Origin of the sequence: Endozoicomonas sp. G2_1 (assembly GCF_017744155.1) — a bacterium.
Classification (GTDB): domain Bacteria; phylum Pseudomonadota; class Gammaproteobacteria; order Enterobacterales; family Alteromonadaceae; genus JAGHQT01.
This window is the reverse complement of the sequence record NZ_JAGHQT010000012.1, coordinates 86,966-106,996: the sequence shown is the minus strand read 5'-3', so window position 1 is coordinate 106,996 and position 20,031 is coordinate 86,966. Positions and strand designations below refer to the sequence as shown.

At 43.3% G+C, this 20,031-nt stretch carries 16 protein-coding genes; 10 read left to right on the top strand and 6 right to left on the bottom strand.

Annotation, left to right across the window (positions count from 1 at the left end):
• Positions 1-93: integrase core domain-containing protein (locus J7384_RS13725; protein WP_209111306.1), on the top strand; the 93-nt coding region annotated here is incomplete at its 5' end.
• Between the two features lie 80 nt (positions 94-173).
• On the opposite strand, the gene J7384_RS13720 is transcribed toward J7384_RS13725, so the two are convergent.
• Both J7384_RS13720 and J7384_RS13715 read right to left on the bottom strand, forming a co-directional pair.
• A complete protein-coding gene (locus J7384_RS13720; protein WP_209114977.1) occupies positions 174-1,619 on the bottom strand; it encodes a biotin carboxylase in 1,446 nt (481 codons plus the stop codon).
• A 118-nt stretch (positions 1,620-1,737) separates the two neighbouring features.
• Positions 1,738-4,626: an aminotransferase class I/II-fold pyridoxal phosphate-dependent enzyme gene (locus J7384_RS13715; RefSeq protein WP_209114976.1), complete on the bottom strand. Its 2,889-nt coding sequence runs from the start codon at positions 4,624-4,626 to the stop codon at positions 1,738-1,740.
• A 715-nt stretch (positions 4,627-5,341) separates the two neighbouring features.
• Between J7384_RS13715 and J7384_RS13710 the strand changes: the two genes are divergently transcribed.
• The 3 genes from J7384_RS13710 to J7384_RS13700 all read left to right on the top strand — a co-directional run bounded on the left by J7384_RS13710 (position 5,342) and on the right by J7384_RS13700 (position 8,645).
• Positions 5,342-6,631: a carbon-nitrogen hydrolase family protein gene (locus tag J7384_RS13710; RefSeq protein ID WP_209114975.1), complete on the top strand. Its 1,290-nt coding sequence runs from the start codon at positions 5,342-5,344 to the stop codon at positions 6,629-6,631.
• Positions 6,628-7,656 carry a C45 family peptidase gene (locus tag J7384_RS13705; protein ID WP_209114974.1) on the top strand — a complete coding sequence of 343 codons (1,029 nt, stop codon included), beginning with the start codon at positions 6,628-6,630 and terminating at the stop codon, positions 7,654-7,656. Before J7384_RS13710 ends, J7384_RS13705 begins: the two co-directional genes overlap by 4 nt.
• A 131-nt stretch (positions 7,657-7,787) precedes the next feature.
• Positions 7,788-8,645, top strand: a complete 858-nt coding sequence (locus J7384_RS13700; RefSeq protein WP_209114973.1) for an immunity 49 family protein — start codon at positions 7,788-7,790, stop codon at positions 8,643-8,645.
• Between the two features lie 23 nt (positions 8,646-8,668).
• On the opposite strand, the gene J7384_RS13695 is transcribed toward J7384_RS13700, so the two are convergent.
• Entirely contained in the window at positions 8,669-9,589 is a 921-nt protein-coding gene (locus J7384_RS13695; protein WP_209114972.1) for a LysR family transcriptional regulator, read from the bottom strand.
• A gap of 167 nt (positions 9,590-9,756) precedes the next feature.
• Here J7384_RS13695 and J7384_RS13690 point away from each other — a divergent pair, with 167 nt between their 5' ends.
• The 6 genes from J7384_RS13690 to J7384_RS13665 all read left to right on the top strand — a co-directional run bounded on the left by J7384_RS13690 (position 9,757) and on the right by J7384_RS13665 (position 17,693).
• On the top strand, positions 9,757-11,214 hold the full coding sequence (locus J7384_RS13690; protein ID WP_209114971.1) for an NAD-dependent succinate-semialdehyde dehydrogenase: 1,458 nt from the start codon (positions 9,757-9,759) through the stop codon (positions 11,212-11,214).
• A gap of 55 nt (positions 11,215-11,269) precedes the next feature.
• Complete coding sequence (gene gabT, locus J7384_RS13685) at positions 11,270-12,553, top strand: 4-aminobutyrate--2-oxoglutarate transaminase (protein ID WP_209114970.1); 1,284 nt, start codon at positions 11,270-11,272, stop codon at positions 12,551-12,553.
• Positions 12,554-12,709: 156 nt separating this feature from the next.
• A complete protein-coding gene (locus tag J7384_RS13680) occupies positions 12,710-13,171 on the top strand; it encodes a cyclic nucleotide-binding domain-containing protein (protein ID WP_209114968.1) in 462 nt (153 codons plus the stop codon).
• Positions 13,172-13,218: 47 nt separating this feature from the next.
• Positions 13,219-13,872 (top strand): ABC transporter ATP-binding protein, encoded by a 654-nt coding sequence (locus J7384_RS13675; protein WP_209114967.1) that lies wholly within the window; start codon positions 13,219-13,221, stop codon positions 13,870-13,872.
• A 7-nt stretch (positions 13,873-13,879) separates the two neighbouring features.
• The gene (locus J7384_RS13670) at positions 13,880-16,378 is read left to right on the top strand and encodes an FtsX-like permease family protein (RefSeq protein WP_209114965.1); all 2,499 of its coding nucleotides are present in this window, start codon (positions 13,880-13,882) and stop codon (positions 16,376-16,378) included.
• A gap of 112 nt (positions 16,379-16,490) precedes the next feature.
• Positions 16,491-17,693 carry a lipocalin-like domain-containing protein gene (locus J7384_RS13665; protein WP_209114963.1) on the top strand — a complete coding sequence of 401 codons (1,203 nt, stop codon included), beginning with the start codon at positions 16,491-16,493 and terminating at the stop codon, positions 17,691-17,693.
• Here J7384_RS13665 and J7384_RS13660 read toward each other — a convergent pair.
• The 3 genes from J7384_RS13660 to xthA all read right to left on the bottom strand — a co-directional run bounded on the left by J7384_RS13660 (position 17,687) and on the right by xthA (position 20,027).
• Positions 17,687-18,166, bottom strand: a complete 480-nt coding sequence (locus tag J7384_RS13660) for a hypothetical protein (RefSeq protein WP_209114961.1) — start codon at positions 18,164-18,166, stop codon at positions 17,687-17,689. The genes J7384_RS13665 and J7384_RS13660 overlap by 7 nt on opposite strands.
• Before the next feature lie 41 nt (positions 18,167-18,207).
• Positions 18,208-19,020 (bottom strand): 23S rRNA (guanine(745)-N(1))-methyltransferase, encoded by an 813-nt coding sequence (gene rlmA, locus J7384_RS13655; RefSeq protein WP_209114959.1) that lies wholly within the window; start codon positions 19,018-19,020, stop codon positions 18,208-18,210.
• Between the two features lie 200 nt (positions 19,021-19,220).
• Entirely contained in the window at positions 19,221-20,027 is an 807-nt protein-coding gene (gene xthA / locus J7384_RS13650; protein WP_209114957.1) for an exodeoxyribonuclease III, read from the bottom strand.
• Positions 20,028-20,031 lie beyond the last annotated feature (4 nt).

Genomic DNA, 20,031 nt, shown 5'->3' with positions numbered 1-20,031 from the left:
ATGGTCGAGGAATCAGTTGTTATCTATAATCAACGAAGGCCACACATGGCCTTAAAATACAAAACGCCCGATGAAGTACATCGAGCGTTTTAGCGTAAATAGTGTCAACCTATACTAGGACAACACACAAACATTAATGTATTTTGGGACGCTAGTGCGTCCCAATTTATCGATTAAAAGACCTTATTTAGGATCTCATCGTCATAAACGGTTGGACACACTTCGTTATCAATACTTGATGACTGGAATTGCGAGCGCATTGCCGAAACCCAATTTTTCGCACGTGGCGTTAGTTTGTCACTCGGGCTTTGCATGTGGCCGCGAACCAATAAAACCCCCATATCAGCACCTTTGTAGATGTATTCGCCTGGTCCTAAAATACGCAGGAAGAAGGCCTCATCCATACTTGATACGTTACTCCAGTCAGCCGTGCGTCTGACCAGCTCTACGTCGTTATTCTCATTCGTGCGCCAGATACCTGAGCGTGGCACTTGGTTAAGAATGCGAACATCATCGCCTGTGTGCTTGAAGATCACTTGGCTCCAAGTATCGAAGTCGCGCCAGCGTTTTTGAATATCGCGAACATTGATCTCGTAATCAATCCCCATGTGCTCAAGTAAGTGGAACATTAACAGTGGTACACCGCCGTATTTTTGCGTCATCAGGTTAGTGATTGGCGACGCGCCACTAATGCGTGGGTTTAATTCGCCGAGGTACATACGACCGTCATTTTTGTCAATGAGGTAATCGATACAGAAGGTGCCTTTGTAGCCTTCTTTGTACAAGCGCTCACCAAACTTGCGCACCATGCGTTCTAATTTTGTGCGTTGTGCAGGCTCTAAGATGTTGATAAAGCCTTCGTTACCACTCCAACCGCCTTTAAATGGCGTCAGTTCTTTATGACCAACAAGTTCGCTTAGGATAGGACCAACAATGGTGCCGTGCTTGGTTGCAACAGCTTCAACCGTACCACAGCGCGGGTCGATGCGCTTCATCACTTTAAGTTCTTGGTCAACCATGTTCTTAGCGTTGGCGTCCCAGTCTTTTTCAGAAGCGATAAAGAAGGTGGTTTTACCTGAGTCGCCGTATGGTGTTTGAACAACGAGATCTTTACCCAATTTGCCCGACTTAGCTAGTGTCATGAGCTCTTCGTAACTTTCGGCGCGACCTAGTACATTTGGCACACTGGCAACGCCAGCCTCATTAGCGATTTGGGTCGTGACAATTTTAGAGTCTAAGTGGTTGCGCAGTGAATGTGGCGGCATCGCGATCTTGATGCCTTTTTCTTTCGCAAGTTTCTCGGTTTTTTCATCGAACATTACCGCCAGCATATGGCCGCCTTTACCTTGCTTGTCCATGAAACTATTGGTTTCAGGGTGTTCAATCAGGTAGTTAACTACGTCTTCTAAACTGGTGAATTCTGGGCTACCGCGATCTTTTGGCGTGAATACGCGGTGGTGAACGCCATCAAAACAATCAAAGTAATTGATATAGCGCAGAGTAGGGACAAGCTGGCCTAAACCAAGAATGTTAAAAGGCGAAGCAGAAACAAAATAAATTGGCTTATTGTAGGTCCGGAAGAATTTGTAAATTTCGGTTAATCCGTTTAGTTTTTTCATAACATGTTCTCTTGTCGATCGCTGTTTTTGTATTGTTATTCGTTATTTTGCATCGTTACAGTATCGTGACGGTGTGCAAGGTTAAATAACCGCTATTGCATTCCTGCAGCGGTCCACTTTATTTACTTTTAGTTTTTGTCTTGGTGTTCGTTTTACTGTCCTTGTTAACTGTTTGAGTATCCTCAGTAACTGTTTTTTGCACAGTTGCTGTGGTTTGTTGCTCAGGCATAACTGACGCCAACGCATCTTCAGTAAAAACACTGAGTCCTAGCTCTGGGTTGTAGCCGTGAATTTCTTTAACGTCGAGCGCTTTCATGTAGGCTAGGATTTCTTCACTGATCACTTGGCCAGGTACCAAAATAGGGAAGCCCGGCGGATAAGGAATAATAAAGCTGCTCGAGACAAATTCTCGGCCAGCTTTCATTGCGCGCTCAAGTTCACCATTGTCTAAATTAACGTACTCGTAGTTGTCGTACTCGTAAGACAAAAAGTAGGCCTTGCGAATATCACCTTCGTCGCTGCCATTGGCTTTGCCCGGTAAAAAAGCGTCGTGAAAGTAGCTAAAGTCCGGTAGCGGTGGTAACTCTTTGGTTAGTGACTTAACTCGGTTTAAGTGAATCTTCTTCTCTGTTGGCCCCATTTCGGCGTCGCGTAACTCGAGCTCATTGACCGTTTTGTACAAACAGTCAAGCAAGTACATAATTGAACTGCGCGAAGTACCAATGTTGACCATAAACAAAATGGTATTGCGGGAAGTCTTGTTAATTTGAATCCCGTGTTTGTCCATTAAGTATTTGTCTTTGAACGTATTACCATCAATACCTGTTTTACCAATATGAACCGTGATTCGGGTTGGGTCAACGACAAATTCGTCATCGGCCCAAGCTTCTTCCATTTGGCTAAAACCAGTTTCTATATTGAAATAAGACTCAACCCCAGATTCGCGAAAATCGTCTGGCACTAAGTGTTTATTGACTAAAACATCAAAATACTTGCGCAAGCGTTCACTTTGATAAGCCGATTGACGCAAGGTCATCGCCAATTCAAGTTGTTTGTTTACCAGCTCATAACCTTCAAGTTCCACTTGGCGACGACCAATATCAAGTGATGCCAAAATTTGGTAGTTTGGCGACGTTGACGTATGGGTCATATAAGCTTCGTTGAATATTGCTTCTACTTTTTGCCTAAAGTCTTGGTCGTGGACGTGGATCATCGAGCCTTGGCGCAATGAGGTTAATGTTTTGTGGGTTGAGTGTGTGGTATAGGTTCTAATTCTGACCTTATCTGGATCTGGGATCAGACGATTTTCCAGCATCCATTCGTGTTGCTGCTCTGGGCTTAGCTTATCCAATTCAGCTTTGTATTCTTGGTATTGCTTGCGGTACTTAGTACGGCTGTAACGTCTGGTTAGTGATCCCGCTGCGAACATTGCCGTGCGAGTTCGATAAATCGGATTAAAGGTGGCAAAGGCAAACCACGCTTCGTCCCACAAGAACACTAAATCTGGTTTTATTGCTAAACACTCTTCCATAACCCGGCGAACGTTATAAACAACGCCGTCGAAGGTACAGTTGGTCAACAATAGCATTTTTACGCGATCGAGCTGACCAATGGATTTGTAGTGTAATAGCGTTCTTTTAATTTCTTTAATAGGTACGCCGCCGTATATCGACAAATCGTTGATTGGATATGAGTCGAGATACTTAACGTGAGCGCCCGCCAATACCATGCCGTAGTGGTGAGATTTGTGACAGTCGCGGTCAACCAAAATAATATCACCCGGTTTCACTAAGGCTTGCACCACAATTTTGTTGGCGGTAGATGTCCCGTTGGTGACAAAATAAGTGCGTTTTGCGCCATAAGCTCTGGCCGCGTATTCTTGCGCCTGTTTTAATGGCCCTTTAGGCTGCAGTAATGAGTCTAGGCCGCCACTAGTCGTCGACGTTTCCGCTAAAAAGATATTGGCACCGTAAAAGTCGAGCATATCGCCAATCCAGTTTGACTTCTCGATTGATTTGGCACGAGATATTGGCAGTGCATGGAAGGTACCAGTTGGCTTACGGCTGTATTTTTTCAAGGCCGAGAAAAACGGCGTGTCGTAACGCGAAGCAATGCCGGCCAAAATACTGTGATGCATGTCTAGGTTCGAGTTTTCACTGTAAAAAACTCGTCTAAAATAATCATCGCTGGTTTGATTGTTGGTCGCTTCCATCGCCATATCTGACACCAAATACAGATCGAGCTCAGGACGTAAGTACTTCATCAAACGACCGAGTTCACTACCTTGGCTTTTGCTGTTATAGACATAGCGGCGCAGTTTTTCATCAATACCCGAAATGATATGTGAGACCAAGCCGCTATTGCGCTTAGAACTCATCGGGAAACTTGGCCGGATTATACAAGCTTGAATATTGGGATTGATTAGAATAGCAATAATCGCATCTTCAAAGGTTGGTGCGACAATCGGGCTGTAAATAAAGCCATCGTCGTGATGGCGCATTGCTCGCATCGAGCTTAGTAATTGGTTTTCAGCATCAATGAGTAAGTCGTCGACAATCAACACTTCAAAGTAAGGCCGAGCGCGAGAATTGGTGGCGCTGTTTGAGTTACTGGCGTTTTCTTCTTCGAGCTCGAGGTTGACTTTAGAGTCTTTGGTCGAAAGCGATAAATCGACGTCTTTGCGTCGGTAGGTGCCGTTTTCTAAGAAGTAGTGAATTTGAGAAACTGAATGGGCAAGGCCGACATAGTCTTTTTGCTGAAATTGAATCCAAAGGTATCGAAAATCTTCTTTAGACGGGAAGGCGGTGTAATCTTCGATAGTTTCTAATGATGTTAGTGAAAGTTTGACGGCTTTTTTTAAGCGCTTAAAACCAGCGTCGCCAGGGGTGCTTGAAGAGAGGTGAAAAGTGTATTTTTTTAGTTTTACCCAGGTGTCTTGGCGTTTGTTATTGAGTTGATGATAAAAACCTATCATCTCTTGAGCTTTTAGACTGCCGGCATTGGTCATAAATCTAGCCTTCTTGGTGCTTAATTATTGTTGTCATTTTTATTTTTAAAAATAGCTTTCTAAACTGCTTTCTAAACATAGTTATTCACTAGAAATTGACAGTTGAACAGCGCTAGTAACAAGCAAATACTTTGCAAGCTAACTACAAGAAGTCGTCTATGAACGTGCGTACATCTATACGTCGAATTAAAAAACCTTAATCGAACATTCTCAGTACACCCACTCAGTGGCTCAGCTGCTTAGCTTACTCGTCACGCTAGTCAATGTGGTCGATTATCTGGTTTTTTTTAATGTCAAGAATATTTATAATCAATCGAAAATCGCTTGTAAATAGCAATTTTGGTGTTTCGCAAGTGAACACGCTAGTTAATCTATTCCAATATTTTAGTGTTGGATGTATTAAGGTTATATGTTGGTTTTGTGACGTTTTGTTGTTGAGCCGAGATAATGCCGCTGTCATCAATTAGTCAAACAATCTTGGGTATATTAAAAGCCTAGGCTAAATAAGCATCTGTACTAATGCTATAACCAGTTAGTCGTTGCTCAATTAGCTTTGGGCTATATACTAGCGAACAAATGTTTGCGGCAGCATTGTTTATTTTTTCTCTGTATTTGCTAAATTTCTAAGCCAATAATTAGAGACGAAGAACAATCGTTCGCGCTTTAGTTGATAAAAACAAAAGTCGATAAACAACAAATCAGGATAAAAATTACTATGACACCATTTGGTATTGCTGGTATTCAAATGCAATTGCAACACGGCAACAATGTAGACGCGATCGAAGAGCGCATTGATGTCCTTATGAGTCTATACCCTTGGGTTGAAATGGTGGTGTTAAGTGAATTGGCGGCGCATGGCCCTTTGCACAGTTACGCTGAACCAATGCCGGGTGTTACAGAAGAGCGTTTTTGTGAGATGGCGCGCAAACACAATATTTGGCTGATTCCTGGTTCGTTTTTCGAATTGCGCGACGAAAAGGTTTACAACACTGCACCGGTAATTAATCCTCAAGGTGAAGTTATTGCTCGCCACAGCAAGCTATTTCCGTTTTGTCCATTTGAAGAAGGCGTTGAAGCGGGCGATCAATTTGTTGTTTTTGATGTGCCGGGCGCCGGGCGTTTTGGTGTCTGTATCTGTTACGACATGTGGTTTCCAGAAGTTTTGCGTACCCTAACAGCAATGGGCGCAGAAGCGATTATTCACCCGGTATTAACCGGTACTAATGATCGCAGCATTGAATTGAACCTCGCTCGCAGCAGTGGCGCTTTATTCCAAAGCTATATTATTGATATTAACGGTTTAGGTGTTGGTGGCGTTGGTAAGTCGTGTTTGATTGACCCGTCGGGTCGAGTGATTCATCAAGCCGGCGAAACTAACGAGTACTTAGTTACCGAGCTAGATTTTGACCAAGTGCGTCGTCAGCGCGAGACTGGTTTGCGTAGCTTAGGTCAAACCTTGAAAAGTTTCCGCGACAGCAAGATCGATTTTGACGTTTACCAGAAAAAGCCGGGCAGCTACGGTTATTTAGATGGCTTAGGGCCAATGCAAAAGCCAAGCAGAGACGCCAAAACGAGAATGGCGCCAGCGCCTGTTGCATACGAACATGCAGCAGCTGAAAAAGCATTAGCCGAGAAAAAAGTTGCGATGGCCGCCGAGATTGACGCAGAAATGAAAATTACTGACGTCAACGGTGAAGAGATAGATCACGACACCAATATTGCATGTAGTTTTGAGATTAATTACAGCGTCACTGATAGCCAAGAGCCAACCCCAGGTAATGAGGCTAGTGATACCGACGCGCAGCCAGTAAAAGCATCAGAAAATGATCGTGAAGAGTTGTCTTGTGAATCAGAACTTGAATTGGAACCTGAACTAGAGTTAGCGGTAGCCAATGAGCTTGATGATGAGACGATTGCAACAAACGATGCCGATGAGCAGCCGGAAGCTGAATTAAAATTAGTTAAAGGAGCTGCAGAGCAGCAGGTTGATAACGCTCAATCATGAGTTCATCGCCAACGACTCAACAAGTTAAAACGCTTGGTTTTTCCGCCAAAGTAGAGCACTTTCTCGGTGAAAAACTGGCGTTAACTTATGCTCAAAGCTGGCCAGCGTATCATCGCTGGCTTAGCCGTGCACCAGAAAAAATAACGGCTGCCCAAGGCCGCGCGGCACTTGAACAGCATATGCCGGAACTACTGCCAACCTATGATACCCTTTGGCATGCGTTTGGTGGTGATGAACAAACCGGCGCGTTTTTGAGTTTGTACAAACCGCCGGTATTTCGCTCGGGCTGTTCACAAGCTTGTCAAGTTGACAATGCCATTGAGCTCGTCCGTAACTATGATTTTCCGTCACAGCTTTGCGACCGACTATTGCTACATACAAACTGGAATGGCACACGCGTTATCGCGATGACCGATTGTTTGTGGGGCGTCATTGACGGTATGAATGAACACGGTTTGGCGGTATCACTGGCCTACGGTGGTCAATACAAACACGGTGATGGTTTTGCTATTACCATTGTCCTGCGTTACATCCTTGAGTTTTGTCAAACCACCGAGCAAGCGGTTGCCGTACTTGAACGTGTACCTGTACACATGTCTTACAATATTACGTTAGTTGATTTTCACGGTAATTATAAAACTGTCGTGATTTGTCCTGGTGAAGAAGTGCAAGTACTCAATGTTGCCTTTGCCACCAATCACCAACAAGGCGGTGTCATTGAAGATTTAGACGCTATTGCCGATAGTTATTCGCGAGAACAGTTTTTAGCTGCCAGTGTCAGCCAATTCAACAGCAAACCGAAAAATGACAGCGCACAGCAACGCTCGTTAGTTGAATTGTTTACGCAAGCGCCGTTGTTGCGCAAAGCCAGCGAGTGGCAAGGTTGGGGCACTTTGTATACTGCTCGTTATCAGCCGACCCTTGGTGTTGTTGAACTACACTGGCCTAATGGTCAAGTAATTAGCCAAAGTTTTAGCCACTTTGTCGAACAAGATCTTACCGTTAGTTCACCTGCTTATTTGTAAATCTTTTGTTGATAAGAAAATAGACAAATAAATTGAGTGGTCTGTTATCAGTACTTTGGTATGTCAATAAACTCAAATGTCGAAACACATGCTAAGATTACCCAATTTGATCAAGCTATTGGAAATTAACAGTGACACAAAAACACCATTACCCTTACCCAGATCAACGTATTTGGGAAAAATCTAATAGTCGATATAATAATTTATGGAAGATAATATTTCCCGAGCAATATATTAAGAAAAAAGGTGCTGCAGGTAGAATACTTTCAGATAGTGAAAAATTTATAGAAACCTTTGCTGCCGCTCATCTTGCAGAACAAGACAAAACAACTTGTTTACATTATTTAAACTTGGCCAATCAGTTTTACCAAGCACACTTTCGCTTGGCGCTTAACCCAGATGTTGATTTAAATTTGGAACTTGATGGCCATATTATTCCAGCTAAGGGCAAGCATACTGCAGTATTTATGAGCGCTATTGAGTTTCATACCGCTTTTTGCCTTGCTGTTATACTGCGAGATAGTGAGCACCTCATTGGTAGCTTATCTCGTTATAAAGCGGAAAATCATATCGACCCTGGCGCTGAAGACTTACCTGTTGACTACCCCTATTACAAGTTTTTACAGGGCCTATTTGAACCAGAAGCTGACTTACAAGCGCTTTTGCAAGAAATTGCCACCTTGTCAGCCCCTGAATATATGCCAGAACGTCGACAATCTTATATTTATAATATTTGGCTGCCATTTATCGAAATTATTATTGCCGCACTGGCTGGCAATAAAGCAGAATATGAGAAATCGATCATTAAAGCACTAGATGCTCATATCAAGCATTATGCTAATAAAAAACGAGAACATCTGGCCGAGGGCTGGGTGCCTCTGCATATTTGTGCTGGCGCAGTAATAGCCTATGACCAGTGCGGCTTTAAACTACCAATAACAAGCTCATACATACCAGAATGGTTAATTTATCGAGACGTCGAACTTTAAATGGGCAATGCTTCATTTAACGATTATTCAAAAACTTGGCTGAAGGCTTCGATCAGTAACTCGACTTTTTTCACTTCTCGTGGCGACTTTTTGTAAACCAGCGACAGTTCAAACGGGTAGGTGAGGCTACTCGGTTGAATTAGCCTGATTTCACCCTGATTGAGTTCTTTTTGAATATAGCTTTGTGGCATGTAACCGAGATAGCGGCCAGACAATATCATCGCTTTTCGCGTGTCGAAGTGATAAGCCTTGGCGGCAAGGTTGAGTTTTTGCAATTGGTCGCGGCCGAGGGCGTCGAGTTCAATGCCAGGGTGAATGGCCGGCATTTCAGCGAGCTTTTCTGGGGTGATTTCGGTATCCATTAAGTCGAAAAACGGGTGGGATTTACTACAACACAAAAATACGGGCTCTTGGTAAATGGTTTGATAGCTCAAGCCTTCAATTTTTTGATAGGCGGGATATAAACCAATATGCGCTTTTTCTTTAAGCAGTGCGGTTTCAATATTGTGTATCGACTCGCCGTCGAGCATCAGGTGCAGATTAGGTGAGGCGTCGTGAATTTTGCCAATCACTTTGGCGAGCTTTTGCTGTTTAACAATATTGAGCTGGTCGGCACATAAAATTACCAGTTCGCCGCTGAGTTCTTTACCCAGAGACCCCACCAGCAAGGAAAAGTCGTTCAAAGAATCGAATAGGGTGATGGCGGCGTGATAAACCGCTTGGCCGTCTTCGGTTAAAGCAAAACCACCGCGACCACGACTGCAAAGCTTGAGCTTCATTCGCGCTTCTAAATTAGACATATGAATACTAATGGTTGAGCGGGTAATACCCAGCACCGATTCAGCCGCTGAAAAGCCACCATTTTCGGCGACCGCTTTAAAAATTCTCAGCAGTTTTAAGTCGTATTCGGCAACGGGTTTTGGGATAATTGACGATTTGGCCAAAAGTTATAAACCTATCAAACTTTGAGTTGAATGTTTTATATTTAACAGCAAAAGCTTTTGTTATTCAATAAGACTAATTGTTAATTAGACTGCGCTTGTTGGGTATGCACACCTCAATAGCAGTATTTATATTAATTGTTCTTAGATAACTGTCATAAGGTGACAACATGCATAATCTTAATGATAGCAACTTGCTGAAAAACTTCTCATACATCAACGGTAGCTGGCACTCAAGTGCGTCTGATATCGACGTAACTAACCCGGCCAACGGTGAACTAGTTGCTAAAGTAAGCAACGCAGGTATTGCAGAAACAGAACTTGCTGTGAAAGCGGCAAAAGACGCACTGGCGGCTTGGTCAGCAAAATCTGCTAATGAGCGTGCTGGTTTAATGCGCAAGTGGTTTGATTTGATGATGGCGCACCAAGAAGACTTGGGCCGCATCTTAACCTTAGAGCAAGGTAAACCACTTGCCGAAGCGAAGGGCGAAATTGCCTACGGTGCTGCTTTTATTGAGTGGTTTGCTGAAGAAGGCAAGCGCGTATACGGCGACACTATTCCTGCGCCATCAGGCGATAAGCGCATTGTTGTTATCAAACAACCTGTTGGTGTTGTGGCCGCGATTACGCCGTGGAACTTCCCGAATGCCATGATTGCTCGCAAAGCCGCTGCCGCGTTAGCTGCTGGTTGTACTTTTGTTGTTCGTCCTGCGACACAAACGCCACTTTCTGCTTTAGCAATGGCTGAACTTGCTGAGCGCGCTGGTATCCCTGCTGGTGTTTTCAACGTTGTTGTTGGTGACGACGCTCGCGGTATGGGTCGCGTGTTAACTGAGCATGAAGACATTGCTAAGTTCACTTTCACCGGTTCTACTGGTGTTGGTAAAGCCCTTATTGCCCAGTGTGCCAGCACTATTAAGAAAGTGTCAATGGAACTTGGCGGTAATGCCCCGTTTATCGTTTTTGATGATGCTGATATTGATGCCGCTGTTGCTGGTGCACTCGTGTCTAAGTACCGCAATGCCGGTCAAACCTGTGTTTGTACTAATCGTATTTTCGTGCAAGAAGGTGTATTGGCTGAGTTTACTGAAAAGTTTGTTGCTGCGGTTAAAGCCTTACCAGTTGGTAATGGTTTAACAGACGGTGTTGCTATTGGCCCAATGATCAATCCACAAGCTTGTGGCGATGTTGATCAGCTTGTTAAAGACTCAGTTGCCGCTGGTGCTCAAGTTGCTTTAGGTGGTGCACACGGTGACCAAGGTGAAAGCTTCTACCAGCCAACTATTCTAACGGGTGTCACTAACGATATGCCCATTGCTGCTAATGAGATTTTTGGTCCAGTTTCGCCAATTATTTCGTTTACTGATGAAAGTGAAGTAATCGCGCAAGCTAACGACACTGAATTTGGTTTAGCGGCGTACTTCTACTCTCGCGATATTGGCCGCATTTGGCGAGTCGCTGAAGGCCTTGAATATGGTATGGTCGGTATCAACGAAGGCTTAATTTCAAATGCTGCCGCACCATTTGGTGGCGTTAAACAATCTGGTAACGGCCGTGAAGGTTCTAAGTACGGCTTAGATGATTATATGGAAATTAAATACTTATGTATGGGCGGTATCGACAAGTAACTGTCGCCCTCAATAAGTTGTAATTAATTAATTTCTAAGAAAATAGGTAAAGAAAATGTCAAATAATGCAGATTTACAAGCACGCAAGAGTGCAGTGATTGCTCGCGGTCAAGGTAATGTTTACTCATCTTACATCGAGCGCGGCGAAAACGCAGAGCTTTGGGACGTAGAAGGTAACCGTTTTATCGATTTTGGTACTGGTATCGCCGTTTGTAATACTGGTCATAGCCACCCTAAAGTGGTTGCAGCTGTTAAAGAGCAAATTGAAAAATTCAGCCACACTTGTGTTATGGTTAACCCATACGAAGTTGCTGTTGAATTAGCTGAAAAATTAACGAAAGCGGCGCCTGGCGATTCTGAAAAGAAAGCTATCTTTGTTTCAACGGGTGCTGAAGCCGTTGAAAACTGTGTTAAAATCGCTCGCGCCCACACTGGTCGTCGCGGTGTTATCGCATTTAACGGTGGCTTCCACGGTCGTACTAACTTAACTATGGGCTTAACGGGTAAAATCACGCCTTATAAGAACCTTTTTGGTCCGTTCCCTGGTGATATTTTTCACGCACCGTTCCCGATTGATGTTCACGGTATTTCAGTAAAAGATTCACTAAAAGCAGTTGAAAATCTATTTAAAGTAGACATCGCGCCAAGTGATGTTGCGGCGATTATTCTTGAGCCAGTGCAAGGTGAAGGTGGTTTCTACCAAGCGCCAGCTGAGTTCTTACAAGCACTGCGCAAATTATGTGATGACCACGGTATTGTGTTGATCTGTGACGAAATCCAAACTGGCTTTGCTCGTACAGGTAAAATGTTCAGCACTGAATACGCAGGCATCGAACCAGATCTAATGACAATGGCTAAAGGTATTGCTGGTGGTTTCCCAATTGCTGCTGTTGTTGGTAAGAGCGAAATCATGGACGCGCCCAACCCAGGTGGTTTAGGTGGTACTTACGGTGGTTCTCCGGTAGCTTGTGCTGCAGCACTTGCCGTACTAGACGTTATTGAAGAAGAAAAGCTCATTGACCGCGCTAACCACTTAGGTGCGTTATTCAATGAGCGTTTATCTGCACTTAAAGCTGAATTTCCACAGTTGATTGGTGATGTTCGCAACCAAGGTTGTATGATTGCCTTAGAATTAGTCAAAGAAGGTAGCTTTGAGCAACCAAATGCTGAGTTAACGCAAGCGATTATCGGTAAAGCACAAGAATACGGTTTAGTATTACTTGCTTGTGGTTTCTACGGTAACGTTATCCGTTTCTTACCAGCATTAACTATGTCTGACGAGATCGCCAACGAAGGTTTAGACAAGTTTGCTGAGCTATTTGCTTCTTTAGCAAAGTAACACGCGATTGCGGTTAGTTATTTACGGGGCAATTAACTCGTTAATAACTAAAGAAATCATTAAAAGCGGCGCTAGGTATAGCGCCGCTTTTCTTTTGCTGCTATTTTTTGTAATCTGACGCTGCACTTCTTAATTTTTACTGGGCAGTATCATTAAATGTTACCCTTAAATAACATTTCTAAATTAAAGCTTTTGGAAATTGTCGCGCGCATTCCGTTTTTTAAACTATTCACTATTGAGCAGCGCGAATTGCTACTTCACCACACCAAAGCGTATCAATGTAAAGCGGGCCACATCGTGCAATCTGAGCTCGATCACAACAGCCATTTCTACATTGTTTTGTCTGGCACGATAGAAATTATTAAGCAAGGTGATACTCAAGCACTTGGTGTGATTAAAGCAGGTCAGTTTATTGGAGAAGGCAGCTTTATTAAAAAGCGACCTAAGAGTGCAACGGCGAGAGCGTTAGATAACGCGATTGTTTTGTGTATGGACCAAGACACACTGCACGGTTTGCCCCATGTCATTAAAGACAAATTCAAAGATGCGGTGATCGAAGGCATGGCCGAGCGCATAGTCTACTTAACAGAGCAAATTCAGCAGGCAAACGATATTTAATCTATTCTCAAGCCAGAGCGATTTTTAATACCAAGGTTAGGATGTATATGATAGAAGTAGAAGGATTGCACTTTAGCCGCAGCGATGGCAGTGTTCAAACGCCGATATTACAAAATCTCAATTTATCGGTGGCATCGGGCGTCAATCTAGCCTTGCTCGGTGATAGTGGTTCAGGGAAAACCACGCTGTTACATATTTTGGCAGGTTTACTGTCACCTGAGTGTGGTTCGGTAGTGATTAACGGCCAGCAATTAACTCAGTTAAACGATGCAGAACTGGCTTTGTATCGCCGTAAAATTGGCTTGATTTTCCAACATTATCAGTTGCTTGAATGCTTAACCGTAAAGCAAAATATATTGTTTCAACAGCAGCTGAATTTCCCCGGCCAAACACCCGAGAATTTCGAACAATTGGTCGAACAGCTGGGGTTGGCAAATAAGCTGAATGCACTCCCTACGCGCCTTTCTGGTGGTGAACAGCAAAGAGTTGGCATTGCTCGAGCATTAATCAATAAACCTCAAATTATTCTTGCCGATGAACCAACCGGCAATTTAGATCAAGCGCGTTCTCATCAAGTGGTGCAGCTGCTAATAGATTTATGCAAAGAGCAGGGCATTAACTTAGTCATGGTGACCCATAGCCAGCAATTAACTGAGTATTTTGATCAAGTAAAAGTATTGGCTAATGGTTGCTTTGAGTAGGCTTGCTTTGATTAAGGTTGTTTTAAATAAAACCGTTTTGACTGAAATTAGCCGAGTATTAGCGACGCATCTTGCCTTTTATCGTCGTCATCCTTGGTTAATGGCCTTATTCCTACTCGGCTTTAGTTTGGGCAGTGCTTTGTTAACGGCAATTACGGGTTTAAATCAAGAAGCAAAAAACCGTTACCAACATTCATCTGCGCTAATCAGCAACCCCGTTAGCCACATAGTCAAACCGTTAGTCGGTCAGCAATACCTGAGTGGTGACCTTTGGTTAAAGCTGAGATCACAGGGCTTTATCAATAGTCAGCCTGTGCTGCGCGGACGGTTAACCACGCAATCTGGCCAGGCGCTTTCGATTCAAGGCGTTGATAGCTTGTTGTGGCTAAATAATCAGGCCAGTAAATCACTTAGAGAAGCGCAAAGTGGAAACAACGCAACCAAGCAGCTAGCCCGGCCCGCCCAATCGGCATCAACGTCGTTTAATTTGGCTCATATTTTTGTTGATCAACAATTTTCTAAACGCTTGCAAGTTAAATCAGCTGATGCCGCCAGTGATTCAGAACAGTCAGACTCGCTTGGAGCAGTATTTCGGTTTGATTCAGCTAAAGTTGTACCGCAGATAACCTTTGTTGAGAACTTGGGCTTATGGGCAATAACCGATTTAGCCTATGCCGACTATTTGCTGGACGCTAAAGGCCAGCTCAGTTTTATTGAATTAACCAATGTCAGCGCTGAGCAGTTAGAGCGACTGGCAATATTACTCGCGGGTAAAGCGCAATTGGTCGATGCCGAGCAGCAGGAATTCGATGTTTTGTCAGGTGCATTCTTTTTCAATTTAACGGCACTGGCAATGTTAGGGTATATCGTCGCGGCTTTTCTCAGTTTCAATGCGATAAAACTGACCTTAGCGGGACGCAAAAAATTACTTTATCAAATGCACCTGCTCGGCTGTCGCCGGTCGAGTATTCAAGTTGCGTTAGCAATTGAATTAGCAATAGTGAGCTTGCTGACCGCACTTATCGGCAGTTTTGGCGGCTACCTTATTGCTAACGGCTTAGTACTTGATGTTAATCGAACCTTGATTGGTCTTTACGAGCTCGACAAAGCCTTGGTCGTGCATTGGCGATGGTACAACGTGCTGCTTGGCTTAGTATTGAATATCGCGGCACTGCTGTTTATTTTACTTGCCCAGTTTAAACACACTAAGCGTTACCGAAATTTGGCTTTTGCTTTGGTATTAGTGAGCAACTTTGCTGCTATGCTGTGGTTGTTGTGCTTTGCTCAAAACCCGTTTCAGGCGTTGCTGCTTTGTTTTACCTTATTGGTTGGCTTTATTCTAATTGTGCCCAAGTTGTTGACTGGCCTTGCGAGTTTGTCATTTAGCTTTTGTTCGCCGTTGTCACAGTGGCTGTTCGCAGATATGCGCAGCCATTTAAAAGAGCTAAACATTGCCGTGATCGCGATTTTAGTAGCGCTTGGCAGTGCCATTGGTATGCAGATTATGGTGACTAGTTTTGGTCAAACCTTAACTAATCACCTTGAAAAACAGTTGAGTGCCGATATTTATTTACGCACCCATTCGCTAGATCAAGAGTTAAGACGTCAACTGTCAGACCAAACCGAAGTTAAAAAGCTCAGCGTTTATCTACAAAGTGATGGCCACGTCGAATTGTTAGACTCCACAAACGCAGTAATCCCGGCAAACTTGGCGAGTTTTGGCCAAGATGCTAGTCATTATCAGCATATCTCGATGGTTTCTGGCGATGCGGTGACTCAGCAACACTTCGACAATCAGGGCTGTTTGGCCAATGAGCAAACACAGATAAAATATGGCGTTATGCTCGAAGACAACATTGATTTTATCCAAAACGACCAAGTGTTTAGCTGTCGGATTAGTGGCTTTTTCTACGACTACGGCAACCCTAAAGTGTCTTTGTTGACATTGGAGCCTCGTCAGTATCAAGCTAATCTACACTGGAAAAATTTTGGCTATGCTATTCGGCTCCATCAAGGTGTCAGCTTAGCAGAATTTTCTGAACGTTTAGTCGATGAGTTTGCTCAAGATAGTACCGCAGTGCTGCCAAATAAGCGCTTTAAGCAATATGCGAACAAATTGTTTGATGATACTTTTGTCGTTACCAAAGCACTGAATGGCTTTATTCTTGCCATTACCTTGGTTAGCCTTGCTACGAGTTTATTGAGTATTAGTGCCAACCAAATCAAGCAGTTAACAATATTGCGAAACTTAGGCGTTAATCAGCGACAATTACTGACAATTAAACTCACTCAAACAACATTGATTGTCGTATTTACGGTTATTTGTGCCTTACCGCTAGGTCTTGCCTTGGGACTTTCATTGCTCAAATTTGTTATGCCAATAGCTTTTGGCTGGACCATTCATTTTAGCTTAGCGCTTGGTGAAATGTTGCAAATGTCGTTGATACTCATCGCGGTTTCAATACTTTGTGCCTATTGGCCTGTGCGCAGACTGACAAGTAACTAACAGGATAAAGGTAATGAAAATAAATAGTTGGTTAGCCAGTTGTTTTCGAGAAAATTTTAATGCCTGTTGTTTGATAAGTTTGTTTTGCATACTCGTTTGTGCTTGTAAGCCAATGCCAACCGATTTAGCTGAAGGCAGTACTAGCAATGAAAACACTAATAAAGAAAATGCCAACGGTCTGCAAGTGACTAGCGGTCAGCCAGTGCGTCGAGAGACATCAATTCGTTTGCCAGAGGATCACGGCGCTCATTTAGAACAAGGCATCGAGTGGTGGTACGTTACCGCTAATTTAACTAACGACAGTGGCGAAACCTTTGGCGTTCAATGGACCTTATTTCGCACCTTAATGCCGTCAGTCTCAAGGCAGTCTCAAGTAATACAATCTCAAGAAATTGATGTTCATAATAACGCTCAAGCTAAAATTGACTCACCGTGGTGGGACGAGAACCTCTATTTTAGCCATTTTGCCATTCAGCACCAGCAGCGACATTTTGCTTTTGAACGTTTCGCAAGAGCTAAGCAAGCTGAAATTATCAGCGAGCCTTTTGTCGCAAAAATTGACGATTGGCAATTAGCTAGCACTAACACTAGTTTTTTACCGTTAGCGTTAACTGCTAACGCAAAGCAAGACGGTGAACAATACCAAGTGCGGTTAACACTGGCTAATAGCCCGATAACTTTGCACGGTGATAAGGGCTATAGTCAGAAAACCGAAAGCGGTCACGCGTCGATGTACTTTAGTTACCCGTTTTTAGAGGTCAGTGGTGAGTTAGTATTTGCTGGTATAAAACACCAAGTGACCGGCAATGCTTGGTACGATAGAGAATGGTCAGCGAGCTTGATTGACCGTAATCAGCTTGGTTGGGATTGGTTTAGCTTAGTTACTGATAAGAATGTCGCTGAAGATTCAGGCGAGAAGCAAAATAGCCAAGATAATCGAGGGCTGATGGTATTTTGTATTCGTGGCAATGGCAAAAAATCCCGTCAAGTTGATCACCAAAAAGGGCATCCAAAAGAACAACAGATAGACAACTCAGGATATGACTATTGCAGTGGTAGTCAAATAGCGGCCAATGGCGATAACCAACAAATTGCAGGTCGTGATATTGATATTAGAGCACTGGCATCGGTTGAACTAGGAGGAAAGCAATACCCCAGTAAATGGCGTCTAACCATTGCCGATCAAGCGCCAATCATTATTGAAACCGTCACTAAAGACGCTCGCAATCGATTGTCGATTCCATACTGGGAAGGACGAGTAACAGCCTCTGGTGGTTTTAGCGGCAAAGGCTATGCTGAGCTGACAGGTTACTGATATTTGACGTTTTTAAATTGGTCAAACATTTTTATTAGCCCTTTTTGAGAACAGTCTTTGATTACTGTGTGCGTTTTACAGAAGCTCGTCATAAGTTTTAGTTGTTGTTCAAACTCTGATGCAGTTGAGGTTCTAGCATAAAACATCATCATGACTAGAAAGGTATTTTCTTTGGTGGCGACACTTTGTACTGTCATATCTGTTAATAATAGCGCAGACGCTAGCATGACTTGCGCAGTAATACGCTCACTATCGTCAAATTTTCTCGACATAACGCGTTGCACATAGTTGTTGTTACTGTTGATTATTTTGAGCGCTTTGTCACTATAAATATTTTTATAATAATTGAGTTGGTTATTCACGACTAATGAATTTACCTCGGCAGCAGAGCGCAAAAGCTCGTTGTAATACATAAAACTTGTGATGGCGGAAATAATAAGACCGCAGATAAAGGCGAGGGTATATTTGAACATTTGATCTCCTTATCATTTATGACGATTAGTTTTGCTAATTCTTACTGTGGCTTTTTATAGACTCGAATATCAAAATCCGCTTGGCAGCTGAAACTCGGTAACGCTTTGAGCTTGGCTAAGCCCTCGTTACTGGCTTTAAAGGCAAACGGCGTCATTGCTAATAAATCGAGTACTTGTTGACTATTGGCAAAATCCATCTGGTAGTTCAAGCGCTCTTGAGCGATCAGTTCAAGCGACGAAATAGGTGATTTCTCCATATCGTGCTGCTGAGCTTGTTGGTAAATTACCGCTTTGAGTTCGTGCAAGTGGTTTTCAGCTGGTGTTACTGTTATCAAATAGCCACCAGAGCTGAGTACGCGGTTAAATTCAGCGTCTAAAATGGGCGCGTAAATAGACACCACCCAACTAAAAAAATCATTAGCGAACGGCAGCTGTGATAAGGTGCCAACGCTAAAGTGACAATTTCGATACTTTTTCGCGGCAATTTTTACTGCTTCTTTGGCAATGTCGACACCGTAAACGTGATTATTCTCAGTTTTGTGTTGATGGGTGTAATAACCTTCGCCGCAACCGGCATCGAGTAAGTTGTATGCTTGGTTTACTGGCAAATAGTGTCGTTGTAATGCTGTCAGTTTATCGATCAGTGGTTGATAAAAACCTTGCTCTAAAAACTCGCGGCGGGCACGTACCATCGCCTTGTTATCACCCGGTTGCTTTGACTTTTTGTGCTGTACAGGTAGCAAGTTGACATAGCCTTCTTTGGCCAAATCAAAGCAGTGATTATTGACGCAGCGAAAGGTTTTATCAGACTGGTTAAGCGGTGTTTGGCAAAGTGGGCAAAGGTATTGTGGCATAGTTTTTTGGCGTAGTGTTGAGGTGTATTTGTTTAGTAATGATGGCTTAGTATTGATGGTCTAAGGTGAAAGTTAACAATGTCTAGCGTTTAACGCGGGTTTGAACATAAATTTCGAATGTCGATAATCTAATTGGCAGCAGAACCAAATTTTAACACGAGATTCTGCTGCTCAAATTTATGTCACGCTTTTTTGCTCGTTTAACTAAAACAAGCCCAAATAGGGGCGTGATCTGATGGCTTTTCAATACCGCGCAGTTCGTAATCGACTTCTGATTCTGTGCAACGGTTAGCAAGTGCTGGCGTTGCCAAAATAACATCAATGCGCAGGCCACGGTTGTCATCAAAACCACGTGAGCGATAGTCAAACCAAGAATAGCGCTCAGTGCGATCTGGTGTTAACTCTCTAAAAGTATCTTTAAAGCCCCAATCCATCAGCGTTTTTAACCATTGACGCTCTTCTGGTTGGAAGCTGCATTTACCCGTTTTTAACCAGCGTTTGCGATTGACTTCGCCTATGCCGATGTCTAAATCAACTGGCGAAATATTAATATCACCCATGACTACGATATTTTCATCATTGTTGTGATGATCGTTTAAATAAGTCATTAAATCGCGATAAAACTGGCGTTTGTACGGAAACTTAGTCTCATGGTTGATATTGTCACCTTGTGGGAAATAACCATTGAGTACGGTAACTTTGTCACCATTTTCGTCTGTCGTGGTCACCATGATCATGCGTTTTTGCATGTCATCGTCATCAGTAGGAAAGCCTTTTTGAACAATATCGGCTGGCTTTTTACATAGCATAGCGACGCCGTAATGGGCTTTTTGACCATGAAAATAGACGTGATAACCCATGGCTTCAACATCGGCTAACGGAAATGCTTCATCGTGAACTTTGATTTCTTGCAAACCGATAATATCGGGTTGGTGTTTGTCGATTAGCGCTTGTAATTGATGCAAGCGGGCTCGCAAGCCATTGATGTTAAAAGAGACTATTTTCATTTTT

Excerpts from the sequence above, each read along its gene's own strand:
- J7384_RS13710 (WP_209114975.1), top strand. The coding sequence starts at position 5,342 with ATGACACCATTTGGTATTGCTGGTATTCAAATGCAATTGCAACACGGC.
- J7384_RS13720 (WP_209114977.1), bottom strand. The coding sequence starts at position 1,619 with ATGAAAAAACTAAACGGATTAACCGAAATTTACAAATTCTTCCGGACC.
- J7384_RS13705 (WP_209114974.1), top strand. The coding sequence starts at position 6,628 with ATGAGTTCATCGCCAACGACTCAACAAGTTAAAACGCTTGGTTTTTCC.
- J7384_RS13680 (WP_209114968.1), top strand. The coding sequence starts at position 12,710 with ATGTTACCCTTAAATAACATTTCTAAATTAAAGCTTTTGGAAATTGTC.
- gabT (WP_209114970.1), top strand. The coding sequence starts at position 11,270 with ATGTCAAATAATGCAGATTTACAAGCACGCAAGAGTGCAGTGATTGCT.
- J7384_RS13660 (WP_209114961.1), bottom strand. The coding sequence starts at position 18,166 with ATGTTCAAATATACCCTCGCCTTTATCTGCGGTCTTATTATTTCCGCC.
- J7384_RS13715 (WP_209114976.1), bottom strand. The coding sequence starts at position 4,626 with ATGACCAATGCCGGCAGTCTAAAAGCTCAAGAGATGATAGGTTTTTAT.
- rlmA (WP_209114959.1), bottom strand. The coding sequence starts at position 19,020 with ATGCCACAATACCTTTGCCCACTTTGCCAAACACCGCTTAACCAGTCT.
- J7384_RS13675 (WP_209114967.1), top strand. The coding sequence starts at position 13,219 with ATGATAGAAGTAGAAGGATTGCACTTTAGCCGCAGCGATGGCAGTGTT.
- J7384_RS13665 (WP_209114963.1), top strand. The coding sequence starts at position 16,491 with ATGCCAACCGATTTAGCTGAAGGCAGTACTAGCAATGAAAACACTAAT.
- J7384_RS13690 (WP_209114971.1), top strand. The coding sequence starts at position 9,757 with ATGCATAATCTTAATGATAGCAACTTGCTGAAAAACTTCTCATACATC.
- xthA (WP_209114957.1), bottom strand. The coding sequence starts at position 20,027 with ATGAAAATAGTCTCTTTTAACATCAATGGCTTGCGAGCCCGCTTGCAT.